The following is a 12125-nucleotide window of genomic DNA, read 5'->3' on the forward strand; positions in this document are numbered from 1 at the left end:
TGCATGCTAAAACTCCATCTCACGCAGCCACAGCTTACTTCTGTACAGCAAAATTATGCTGCGCTGGAGGCTATTCCCGCAATGCAACGTCGCCGTTTATCATCTTTGGCTAAAATGGCGCTGCATAGTGCATTGACTGCTTTGGATGGGCAACAAGTCGATTATATTGTTTGGGTTTCAAAATATGGCGATGAGCAGAAAACTTTAGATATTCTAAAAGATGTATTACAACAACAAACGCCATCTCCAACACAATTTTCAACTTCAGTTCATAATGCAATTGCAGGCTTGTATTCGATTCTATGTCAGGATGCAACGCCCTCGACAAGTTTAAGCTGTGAATGGACAGAGGCATTGATCGAGGCTTATGCAATTTTAAAATCAACAGCTACCGCACAACGTGTGCTGGTGGTGGCATATGATCAAGCCTTGCCGAATGTTTATGCCGATGCGCTTGAGTTCCCAGCATTTGCGTTGGCGACTATCGTCAGCTTAGAACATCCTAATGTGGAAGTTTTACAGCTCAGTGGCTCGGAATCATTGGAAAGTCTGGCTTTTTACCAGTTCTGGCAGGCTACAGAAGTGGGTCAATCTGGGTTGAGATGGAAAAAATGTTAAAGCTGAATCAGATTAAACAGAAAGCCAATTATGCTTGGCGTGTTGCAGCAACAGGTTTCAGCTTTGCCAGTTTCGGTGCGGGTGGGGTTGGGATTGCAACCATTGTGGCCCCCTTGGTTCATTTAAGCAGCCGCAATCCAGTTGTACGTCAGCAACGTGCACAGCACGTCATTCATTACAGCTTTAAGGGCTTTACTGAAATGATGGTCAAACTTGGGGTCATGACCTACTCAGTAGAGGGACTGGAAAAACTGCAACATAGCCGCCAAGAGTTGGTGATTGCCAATCATCCAACCTTGATTGATGTGGTGGTGATGATTGGATTGATGCAGCAGGCCAATTGTGTGGTGAAGCAATCACTGTGGTCAAATCCGTTTACTCGTGGTCCAGTGCGGAGTGCGGGTTATATTTTAAATGCGGGTTCGCAGCAGTTTATTGAAGACTGTGTACTTCGATTAAAACAGCAAGGTGCAGCTTCATTACTGATCTTTCCAGAAGGCACGCGAACTGAAAAAGGCGAGTGCTTGAATGAATTTCAACGTGGAGCGGCCAATATTGCGATTCGTGCCAATGTACCAGTACGTCCAGTTTTGATTCGATGTACCCCATCGACCTTAACCAAAAATGAAAAATGGTATCATGTGCCCGCACAGCCTTTTCATATCGAGATTAAGGTGTTGGATGCAATAGAAGTCCAAGATATCTTGGCAGATTCAGAAGTTTCACCGAAACAGGTGCGTCAGTTGAATCAGGGTTTTTATCAAATTTTTAATAATGAGTTATCGAAAAATGAGCAATCTTGCTGATGAATTAAAGCAAATGATTATTGATGTTCTCGCGCTTGAGGATATTGGCATCAGTGATATTGAAACTGAAGCACCACTTTTTGGTGAGGGTTTAGGCTTGGACTCAATTGATGCGCTCGAGTTAGGCTTGGCATTGAAAAAACGCTATAACATTCATTTGAATGCAGAATCAGATGAAACCAAACAACATTTTAAATCCGTTCAAAGCTTAGTGGCTTTGGTTGAAGCACAGCAAGCAGGTTAAGGAGTAGATCGATGTTAACTCAAGAGCAGGTGCTGGCAAAGTTAAGAGAATGGATGCAGGATTTATTCGAAATTGAACCTGATGATATCCAACTTGATTCCAATTTATATGAAGATCTCGATGTAGACAGCATTGATGCTGTCGATCTGGTGGTTAAAATTAAAGAACTGACTGGCAAGCAAGTCAAGCCTGAAGATTTTAAAGCGGTCAGAACCGTGCAGGATGTTGTTGTGGTCATTCAGAATATGACTGCTGAATGAGACATCTCATTAGAGGGGCATTGATCACATTTTTTGTGTTATACCCCTTTATTGTTGGATGGAGTCTGTCACATGGACAGTTCATCTGGGTCAGTGTTTTATTGATTATTTTGGGTATTAGTCGCTTGCTGAGCGCCAAAAAAGATTTGCTATTACCGCTGACAGGCTTAGCTATTGTTTGTGGTGGATTGAGTCTGATTTTAAAAGATCATGCTTGGCTCAAGCTTTATCCTGTGGGGATGAGTCTCGGTGCGTTGATCATTTTTGCACTGACACTATATCGACCACCGTCCATGATTGAGCGCTTTGCACGTCTGGTTGAACCTGATCTGCCAGCCTCTGGCGTGGTGTGGACACGGAAAGTCACGGTAGTGTGGTGCTTTTTCTTTGCGATGAATGCCGTAATTGCACTGACAACGGTATTTGCACCTATGAAATATTGGATCATTTATAATGGTTTTGTGTCTTACCTATTGATGGGAATATTATTCCTTGGTGAGTACATTTTACGAAAAAGACATCAACGTTTAAATCAAACGACACCTTAAAATATTATGCCTATTTCTTTTTATCATGATGCTGATTCAACGAATGCGTTGTGTATTACTTCTGAATTAAAAACAATTTCTTATGCCGATTTTTGGCAAGACGTCGCCGAGCAAACGGCTGCAATCAAAGTGCTGAGCCAAGAAACGTGGGCATTGTGGGAACAAGACAGCTATCAGTTTCTACTGTTATTATTTGCAGGCGTATTGGCCAATAAAAAAATCATTTTACCTCCCAATCGTGTTCGAGATTTAGAACAACAATTTGCCCAGCAACAGATTTATTTTCTGAGCCGTCAGCCTGTTCCTGCGACTGTGAAAGTAGAACAAAGCTTTTCGCAACTGATTCGTATACAACAGGATGATTTTTTAAATCAGGCTGAGATCGTGTTCTTTACCTCGGGCTCAACCGGCGAACCGAAAAAGATTGAACGTACTTTGAAGCAATTGCTCAATGAAGTGATCGGCCTAGTTGGCAGCTTTCATTTCAAAGAAAAAAGCGTTGCCATTGCCACAGTCAGCCACCAGCATATTTATGGATTACTGTTCAAACTACTTTTACCGTTGGCAACAGGACGTCATTTTTTTAATCCGCAATTGGCTTTTCCTGAAGATGTTATTCAAGCGCAACAGCGCTTAGCCCAACAAGGGTGGGATAACTACTTGATTTCCAGTCCAGCTTTATTAAAACGCTGGACGCAGGATTTAATCTTGCAGCAGTGCGAAATGGTGTTTAGTTCGGGTGGAAAATTGGATGCGGGTGTTCGACCACATTTGAATGTGCCGATTGTTGAAGTGCTAGGAAGCTCAGAGACAGGCGGGATTGCACATCGTCAATATGATGATGCAGCATGGACGGCATTCAATAATGTTGAGATTCAGATTTCTGCAAACACCCAACTTATGGTGCAAAGCAACCATGCGGGGGAGTCTGGCTGGATCATCACTGGTGATGCTGCTGAGTGGATCAATATCGACAATAAACAATTCAAACTTTTAGGTCGCTTGGACCGCATTATCAAGTTGGAAGAAAAGCGCTTGAGTCTGGATGCGATTGAACACAGTCTGAATAGCTTGCTGGAAGTAGCGCAAAGCCATACACTCCTCCTTGAACATCAGCATCGGCAAATTCTAGCCGCGATTGTGGTACTTAGTGTCGAGGCTCAACAGCAATTAATGACGATAGGTAAAGCCGCTTTTGTCAAACAGTTGAAGCAGCAGTTACAGCATCAGCTGGAAAGTATTGCCATTCCGCGACAGTGGCGCTTTTTAAGTCAGATTCCACAAAATACCCAGTCAAAACGCGATAAAAAATATTTAAAAGCATTATTTAGCCCAATGTTACAGCCTGTCGTGTTATCGCAATGGCAACAACAGGATGAGCAGTATTTCAGCCTCGAGTTTCCTGCCGAACTTGAATGTTTTAAGGGGCATTTTCCAACTCAACCGATTTATCCGGGTGTTGGACAGATTGGCTTTATTCAGCAGTTTGCCAAGAATAGTTGGTCTGATTTACAGTGGTGTCAGGGCTTTGAGCAATTGAAGTTTCAAAACCTGATTCGTCCTTATGCGGTGGTGCAATTAAAATTAAATCGTAAATTACATAAAATCAGCTTTGAAATCACCTCAGAGCAACAGGTCTTGGCTTCAGGGCGTTTATTGTTTGCGCTTGAACAGGTCTAGGAGTCCGCTGATGTTGAAGTATAGCATTGTTATTCCTGTATATAATCATCCGCATTATCTTGCTGATCTTGTTCAGTATCTGGAACAATTTCAATATCCGATCATCCTTGTCAATGATGGTAGTGATGCCGAATGTACAGCGATTCTACATCGACTGGCAGGGCTGCATGCATTGGTTGATTTAGTGGAGCATCAGACCAACCAAGGCAAGGGACAAGCGGTTATGACTGGGCTGCAATATGCTGCTCAATTAGGTATGACACATGCACTGCAATTAGATGCGGATGGTCAGCATTGCTGGCAGGATGTGGCGAAATTTATTGAACAGTCGCAGCAACATCCCCAAGCAATGGTGATTGGACAGCCAATCTTTGATGACTCGGTGCCAAAAAAACGCCTGTACGGACGTTATGTTACGCATTTTTGGGTGTGGTTAAACAGTTTGTCTTTCGATATTAAAGACAGTATGTGCGGTTTCCGAGTCTATCCATTGGCAAAAACCATCGCGATACTGAATGCGGCTCAATTCCAACCTCGAATGGGTTTTGATAGTGAAATCTTGGTTCGGTTAAAATGGGAAAATACGCCTTTTGTGAATGTGCCTACACAGGTCATTTATCCTGAGCATGGCATCTCACATTTTAATGTCTGGCGTGACAATTTAGGGCTAAGTCAGGCACATGCCCGATTATTCGCAGGGATGTTACTGCGCTTTCCAAAGTTGATTTGGCATAAGTTTAAGGCGGACTGATGAAGACAGCACCCACTTCACAGGATACATGGCATCAGATTAAGGAACGAGGCGGACTGTTGCCACTGATGCTGATGCTTGGATTTTATCGCTGTGGTGGGCGTTGGTTATGCCGTGTGGTACTGTATTTTATTATCATGTGGTATTGGCTGTTTGCACTGACAGCTCGACAGGCTTCTTTACAATATTTACAGCGTTTGCATCAATTTGCAGGGTCTCAGTCACCATTTACAACAATGCCGAACTGGATGAATAGCTATACGCATTTCATGCAATTCGGTGAATGCATTTTAGATAAGATTGAGGGATGGTTAGGGCATATTCCCGAGCAAAAACTGCAATTATTTGGACATGAGCACTTTCAGCAACATTACCAAAAAGGTGCGATTATTGTGGTGTCGCACTTTGGCAATATTGAGTTACTGCGGGCGCTAAAGTCAGAGCATCCACAGAAAATTAATGTACTGGTGTATCAAAAACATGCCTCACAATTTAATCAGTTTTTAAAAAAGATTAATGATAAGGCTGATGTCAATTTAATTGCAGTGGATGAACTTGGTATTGAAACTGCCATGCTGCTACAGGAAAAGATGGAGCAGGGAGAGTGGGTGATCGTAGCTGCGGATCGGATTCCTGTGCAGTCAGATCGAGTGCAAAGTATCCAGTTTTTGGGAAAGGAGGCCGCGTTGCCACAAGGGGCATGGATTTTGGCCAATTTATTGAAAGTTCCTGTGTTGGCGGTGTTTTGTTATCGCGCCGAACAGAAGTTTCAGGTGCATATTCATGCAATTGCCACGCAAGTGGATTTACCGCGCAAAACCCGATTAAGCAGCATGCAACAGATTACCCAATCCTATGTCGCCGTATTAGAACAACATTGCTTACGAGCACCGTATCAATGGTTTAATTTTTATCAGTTTTGGACAAAATAACGTGAATGCAAGTCAAAGTGAAGCAATGCTCAAGCCCGTTCTGATTGTCGGTGAGCAGCCACTCAGTATTGAAGATGTGGTGGCGGTTGCTCGACAACAGCGTCAAGTTGCTTTACCGACAGCAACGGCTTGGCGTGAGTTGATTCAGCGCGGCGCAGATTTTTTGGATCAGCTGTTGCTGGATGAAGGTGTGATCTACGGCGTCACCACTGGCTATGGGGACTCTTGTCTGGTTGAGATTCCGATGCATCAAGTCAATGAGCTCCCTTTGCATCTGTCTCGTTTTCATGGCTGCGGTCTAGGTGAAAATCTAGACCTGATCACTGCCCGTGCCGTGGTGGTAACTCGTCTTTGTTCCCTTGCACGTGGTTATTCAGGTGTGTCTTTGGCCTTGCTGGAACGTCTGGTTTGGATGCTGAATGAAAATATCATTCCTGTGATTCCGTCGGAAGGCTCTGTTGGGGCAAGTGGTGATTTGACGCCGCTGTCTTATATTGCAGGTGCTTTGGTGGGGGAGCGTGATGTCTATGCGCAAGGTAAGATTGTGCCGATTGCGCAAGTCTATGCTGAACAAGGCTTGGATGCCTTGGTGTTACGCCCGAAAGAAGGCTTGGCACTGATGAATGGTACTGCGGTGATGACGGCGATTGCCTGCTTAAATTATAAAAAAGCAGAGCAGGTGGCTTTGGCCAGTACCTTGATTACCGCTTTAAATGTCTTGGCCCTAGAAGGCAATCCAAGTCATTTTGATGAAGTTTTATTTGCCCAAAAACCGCATCAAGGTCAGCAACAGATTGCCCAGCAATTACGTGAATGGCTGAACAGTGAAGTGCAGACGGCACACCAAAGTCCACGCTTACAGGATCGTTATTCTTTACGCTGTGCGCCGCATATTATTGGTGTGTTTGAAGATTCAAAAATCTGGTTACGCCAGTTTATTGAAAATGAATTAAATTCTAGCAATGATAATCCGCTGATTGATCCGGTGAATTTACGGGTGTTACATGGCGGTCATTTCTATGGTGGGCATATTGCCCAAGCCATGGACAGTTTGAAGATTATGATTGCCAATATTGCCGACTTGATGGACCGACAAATTGCCCAGTTGGTCGACCATAAAATGAATCATGGTTTAGCGCGTAATTTAACGGGTGCCAGTGCCGAGCGCTTACCACTGAATCATGGTTTTAAAGCGGTTCAAATTGGGGTTTCGGCTTGGACCGCAGAAGCCTTGAAACATACTTTGGCAGCCTCTATTTTCTCACGTTCGACCGAATGCCATAACCAAGACAAAGTCAGTATGGGCACCATTGCTGCCCGAGATGCGACTCGGGTCATTACTTTGACGCAGCAGGTTTTGGCGGCCTTATGCTGTGCCAGTGTGCAGGCTGTACATTTGAAAGGTGTTGAATCTCAATTAAGCCCGCCTTTAAAGGCCTTTGTTGAGTGGACCTTAGAAAGTTTTGCACTACTGCAAGAAGATCGTCCTTTACAAACTGAACTACAACAGATTATTGATCGTTTCGACAACTTTGAATTGTTTAATCAATTCCAGCAACAGGTCTAGGAGCGACAGATGCAGGCAGATGTAATCATTGAAATCCCATTTCATGATGTCGATACCATGAATGTGGTCTGGCATGGACATTATTTAAAGTATTTCGAAATTGCGCGTTGTAAGTTATTGGAACAGTTTAATTATAACTACAATCAGATGAGAGCATCGGGCTACGCATGGCCTGTGATTGAAAGCCATGTACGTTATGTGCAGGGCATTGAGTTTGAACAGAAAATTAAAGTTCGTGCGATTTTAAAAGAATGGGAAAACCGTTTAAAAATTGAATATCTGATTCTTGATGCGGACACTGGACGACGTTTAACCAAAGGCTATACCACGCAAGTGGCTGTGAATATGGAGACCCGAGAAATGTGTTTCCAGTCTCCGCAAATTTTACTGGATTGTTTAAATGCATGGGATGCGTTTAAGGAGCACCCGCATGGTTAATTCTGGTTTTCTGAATCTCAATCGCCTTGTTGCATTGATGCAACAGCGTGCTTGCTGGTTATTATGCAGCCTTGTTGTTAGTGTATTGTTCAGTTTGAGTATTTCAGCATCGGCACATGCGGATCAGGTCTCGACGATTTTTAATCAGCTTGCTAAAAGTGAGCTCATTCGCGCCGATTTTGAACAGCAAAAGAAGTTGGCGAGTTTAAACAAGACTTTTGTTTCCAATGGCACACTGACCTTTGCCAAATCCAATGGCGTGCTTTGGCAAATTAAACGACCTGTGCAAGCAGATTTGATCGTAACCCAAAAGAAACTCATCCAGAAAACACAACGAACCTATAGCCAGATCCAAATTGACCAATCGCCTTATAGTTCGGTTGCGACCTTATTTTTGCAACTGATGTCGGGTGATGACAAAGCCTTGGCGAAGAATTTTAATGTGTTATCCGCTAATTACAGCCCGACAGGATGGAATATTGCGTTAACGCCTAAATCAGCACTATTTAAAAAGTTGTTCCTGAGAATTGATGCGCAAGGACAACAGTATGTGAATAAGATCGTGATTCAAGAACAGGCCAATAACAGCACCACGATTTTATTCCGTAATCAAACCACTCAACCGAATCAACTGACGGCTGCTGAAGATGCGCTTTTCCAATTGGCAAAATAAATTTACTGCCATCTGGTTAGTTCTTTTAACCATTGTTGGACTTGCGCTGGCAGTGGCATGGGTCAAAAAAGAGATCCATATCCAGACCAATATTTTTGCTTTACTGCCTGAAACGCAAAAAAATCCTGAGCTTGCTAAAACACAGCAATATATGAGTGATCAGCTCAATGAAAAAGTCTTTGTTGTTTTAGAAAGTCAGGATCAACACGCCTTAGCGCAAGCCACTCAGTTGTTTCAACAGAAGTTACAACACAGTGACCTGTGGCAACCGCTTCGACCACAGTTGGATTTAGCACAGTTTTCCAAGCAGCTATATCAACATCGGGCAGGCTTGCTGAGTCAACAAGACCGACAGTTTTTGCAACAGCAGGATTATGAGGCACTGACCGAACAAAGCCTGATGCAGTTAATGAGTGTCGGGATGCCGATTACCGCGACCTCACTACAGCAAGACCCTTTATTGCTATTTCCACGCTATATGTTGAGTGTGGCCAATCAGCTTTCAAGCAATGTCGAGCTGGAAGATGGTTTTGCCACCATTCATGATGAGCAAAAGACCTCACGCTTATTGGTTCTGCAATTAAAACAGAGTCCTTATAACATTGATTATCAGGAACAGGTCAGCGCTTGGATTGAACAGCTACAGCCTGAGCTGAGTAGGTTGCAGGTTCAAGCGCATTGGACGGGGACCATTTTATTTTCTAATTATGGAACTCAGTCGGCCAAACAGGAAATCTCAACCATTGGCCTCGGTTCGACCTTGGGCTTAATTTTGTTGGTTTGGTTTGGCTTTCGTTCATTCCGCCCCCTCATCACTGAATTTATCGCTGTATCGACGGGGAGCTTACTGGCATTTGCGGTGACGCATCTGGTGTTCGGTGAAATTCATCTGATGACCTTGGTCTTTGGCGCAAGCCTGATCGGGGTGTGTGTCGATTTCTCTTTCTATTTTATGGCAATGCAATCGCAGCATCGTAAACTAGATGGATTTAGAATTCTTAGACCGCTGTTGCCGAGCTTATTTATGGGCTTAATGACCACGGTTGTGGCCTATATTTTTCTGAGCTTTACGCCGTTTCCAGCCTTTAGGCAAATTGCGGTGTTTTCAATCGTCGGTTTGGTCGCTGCTTGGATTACCAGTGTATTGCTTCTACCGCGCTTAGCTCCGCTGAATGCACAAGCTGCAATTCGACGCTTAGCTTGGATTGGAATGGCCAGACAATGGTTTCAGCAACATCAAAAACTACGCTATGGCTTTATTTGGGGTATCTTGCTGATTGGAGGAGGCAGCCTATTTGCTTTGCAATCCAATGATGATATTCGAAACTTGCAAAGTATGGATGCCAAGCTGAAACAGGAAGATCAATATATTCGTTCCTTGTTTGCCCAGCAGCAAAGCAGTGATTATTTTGTTGTGCGTGCACACTCCAGTGCTGAGCTTGAGCAGCAGGAAGCACAATTGATTGATCAATTGCAGCAATTGCAAACTCAGGGGCAGATTGACGGTTTTCAAGCTTTGGGACAATGGATTCCGCCTTTGGCCCAGCAGCAACAAAATGTGCAACTACTTCAGCAGATTCCTGCAACCGCATTGAAAAAGTATGCGGAAAGCATGGGTTTAAATTTTGCGGATCTACTGCAATGGCAACAACAATTGCAGCAGCAACCTTTACTCACAGAACAGGTGTTTCAACAACATCCCTTGGCATTTTTACAGCTCAGTCCTACCGAGCGTCTGGTCATGGTTCGTGGGGTGAAGCAGGCGCAGCGATTGCAGCAACTTGAATCTGCACAGATTGATTTCCAACAACCCGTCAGCACTCTCTCTGGTGCGTTTGCACAGCATCGTCAGCAAGCGCAGCATTTACTGATCTATGCCTTATTTGGACTGGCACTGGGTTTGGGCTTGGTCTATGGCAAGCGTTCGATTATGCCGCTGGTTCTGCCTGTGACTTTGGCACTCATCAGTACCTTTGCTGTACAGGCTTGGTTGGGTGTGGAAATTAACTTGTTCAGTATTGTGGGAACCTTCTTGATCATTGGGATAGGCGTGGATTACGCGATTTTCTATCGACATGGACACGATCATCCACAGGTGGTTGGCATGGCGTTGTTTTTGTGTATGATGTCGACCTTATTGGGCTTTGGGCTATTATCATTGAGTCATACTTATGCGATTCATTGTTTTGGTCTAACCGTTTTATTGGGTGTGATCTTTTCATTTGTTTATGCAACGTTGCTTACGCCAGCCGATCAACACCATCTTGTGAATTTAGAACAGCATTAAAAAGATTAAATTTTTAGGGGCAATAATGAAGATGATACAAACAGCCGATGTGGTGATTATTGGTGCTGGACCTTCTGGCAGTTCAGCCGCAGCCTTGCTCCGTCAAAAAGGCTATGCGGTCACGGTGATTGAAAAACAATATTTTCCGCGCTTTTCGATTGGTGAGTCTTTATTGCCGCAGTGTATGGTGTTTCTAGAAGAAGCAGGCTTATTAGAAACTGTACGGGAACATGTTCAATCCCGCGCCTTCCAGTTTAAAAATGGTGCGGCATTTTTGTGTGGTGAAAAACGTAGTCATTACGATTTCACTGAAAAATTTAGTGCGGGACCAGGCACTACTTGGCAAGTTCGCCGTGCTGACTTCGATCACTTACTGGCTCAACAAGCACAGCAATATGGTGCAGATATTCGTTTTGGACATGAAGTTGTTGCGATTGATGTTGAGGTGGAACACCCTGTTTTAACCGTGCTAGATGAGGCACAGCAGCAGTATCAGATTCAAGCCAAGTTTTTATTGGATGCCAGTGGTTTTGGTCGCATCTTACCGAAGTTTTTAGATTTAGAAAGCCCATCCAATTTCCCAGTGCGTCGTGCCTTGTTTACCCATATTGAAGATGGGATTGGCGATCGTGCTGATTTTGACCGTGACAAAATTTTAATTACCGTGCATGAAAAAGACCGTCGTGCTTGGTATTGGCTGATTCCTTTTGCCGATGGTCGTGCTTCCTTTGGTGTGGTGGCAGAGCAGGATTTCTTTGATCATTATCAGGTTGAAGATGCTGCTCAGAATGAACCAGATTTGTTATTGAAACGGATTCTAGCCGACGATCCTGCATTATCTGAGGTCTTGGCACAGGCGAAATTTGATACACCAGTTCGGACTCTGGTTGGTTACTCGGCAAACGTCAAGCATTTGGCCGGTCGGAATTATGCCTTGCTCGGTAATGCCGGTGAGTTTCTCGACCCCGTATTTTCATCGGGTGTGACCATTGCATTAAAATCTGCCAGTCTGGCAATTCCTTTGGTTGATCGAGTGTTGCATGGTGAACAGGTGGATTGGATGCAGGAGTATGAATTGCCGCTGCGTAAAGGGATTAAAGTGTTTCGTGCTTATGTCGAGTCTTGGTACGAAGGCGAGTTTCAGGATGTGGTATTCGCAAGCAATCAAAATGACAACATTCGTCGTATGGTTTCATCATTACTGGCAGGCTATGCATGGGATGATCAAAATCCGATTCATAAAAATGCCAAACGCCGGTTAAGCACCTTGGCCGAATACTGCCGTGAAGGCGTCGCGCAAGAGAAAGCCTTAGAGGTTTAA

The 12125-nt window shown here is 44.0% G+C and carries 13 protein-coding genes; all 13 read left to right on the forward strand.

Annotated features, from left to right (window positions below; genetic code table 11):
- Positions 1-3: 3 nt before the first annotated feature.
- The 13 genes from F957_RS17440 to F957_RS17380 are packed head-to-tail and all read left to right on the forward strand — an operon-like array spanning position 4 to position 12125.
- The gene (locus tag F957_RS17440) at positions 4-618 is read left to right on the forward strand and encodes a beta-ketoacyl synthase chain length factor (RefSeq protein WP_016540713.1); all 615 of its coding nucleotides are present in this window, start codon (positions 4-6) and stop codon (positions 616-618) included.
- On the forward strand, positions 603-1424 hold the full coding sequence (locus F957_RS17435) for a lysophospholipid acyltransferase family protein (protein WP_141669910.1): 822 nt from the start codon (positions 603-605) through the stop codon (positions 1422-1424). Before F957_RS17440 ends, F957_RS17435 begins: the two co-directional genes overlap by 16 nt.
- Positions 1408-1668 carry a phosphopantetheine-binding protein gene (locus F957_RS17430; RefSeq protein WP_005206340.1) on the forward strand — a complete coding sequence of 87 codons (261 nt, stop codon included), beginning with the start codon at positions 1408-1410 and terminating at the stop codon, positions 1666-1668. Before F957_RS17435 ends, F957_RS17430 begins: the two co-directional genes overlap by 17 nt.
- 11 nt (positions 1669-1679) lie before the next feature.
- Positions 1680-1928, forward strand: a complete 249-nt coding sequence (locus F957_RS17425) for an acyl carrier protein (RefSeq protein ID WP_005193178.1) — start codon at positions 1680-1682, stop codon at positions 1926-1928.
- On the forward strand, positions 1925-2476 hold the full coding sequence (locus F957_RS17420; protein ID WP_016540711.1) for a COG4648 family protein: 552 nt from the start codon (positions 1925-1927) through the stop codon (positions 2474-2476). Before F957_RS17425 ends, F957_RS17420 begins: the two co-directional genes overlap by 4 nt.
- Before the next feature lie 6 nt (positions 2477-2482).
- Positions 2483-4156, forward strand: coding sequence for an AMP-binding protein (locus F957_RS17415; protein ID WP_016540710.1), 1674 nt, complete (start codon positions 2483-2485; stop codon positions 4154-4156).
- 10 nt (positions 4157-4166) lie between these two features.
- The gene (locus F957_RS17410; protein WP_016540709.1) at positions 4167-4907 is read left to right on the forward strand and encodes a glycosyltransferase family 2 protein; all 741 of its coding nucleotides are present in this window, start codon (positions 4167-4169) and stop codon (positions 4905-4907) included.
- Positions 4907-5839 (forward strand): LpxL/LpxP family acyltransferase, encoded by a 933-nt coding sequence (locus F957_RS17405; RefSeq protein WP_016540708.1) that lies wholly within the window; start codon positions 4907-4909, stop codon positions 5837-5839. Before F957_RS17410 ends, F957_RS17405 begins: the two co-directional genes overlap by 1 nt.
- A gap of 25 nt (positions 5840-5864) precedes the next feature.
- Entirely contained in the window at positions 5865-7406 is a 1542-nt protein-coding gene (locus F957_RS17400) for an HAL/PAL/TAL family ammonia-lyase (protein ID WP_032860573.1), read from the forward strand.
- A gap of 9 nt (positions 7407-7415) precedes the next feature.
- On the forward strand, positions 7416-7844 hold the full coding sequence (locus F957_RS17395) for an acyl-CoA thioesterase (RefSeq protein ID WP_016540706.1): 429 nt from the start codon (positions 7416-7418) through the stop codon (positions 7842-7844).
- Entirely contained in the window at positions 7837-8517 is a 681-nt protein-coding gene (locus F957_RS17390) for a LolA family protein (protein WP_016540705.1), read from the forward strand. Before F957_RS17395 ends, F957_RS17390 begins: the two co-directional genes overlap by 8 nt.
- A complete protein-coding gene (locus F957_RS17385) occupies positions 8492-10804 on the forward strand; it encodes an MMPL family transporter (protein WP_016540704.1) in 2313 nt (770 codons plus the stop codon). Before F957_RS17390 ends, F957_RS17385 begins: the two co-directional genes overlap by 26 nt.
- A 25-nt stretch (positions 10805-10829) precedes the next feature.
- Positions 10830-12125, forward strand: coding sequence for an NAD(P)/FAD-dependent oxidoreductase (locus tag F957_RS17380; RefSeq protein WP_016660151.1), 1296 nt, complete (start codon positions 10830-10832; stop codon positions 12123-12125).

The sequence above is a fragment of the Acinetobacter gyllenbergii CIP 110306 = MTCC 11365 genome, assembly GCF_000413855.1.
Lineage (GTDB): Bacteria > Pseudomonadota > Gammaproteobacteria > Pseudomonadales > Moraxellaceae > Acinetobacter > Acinetobacter gyllenbergii.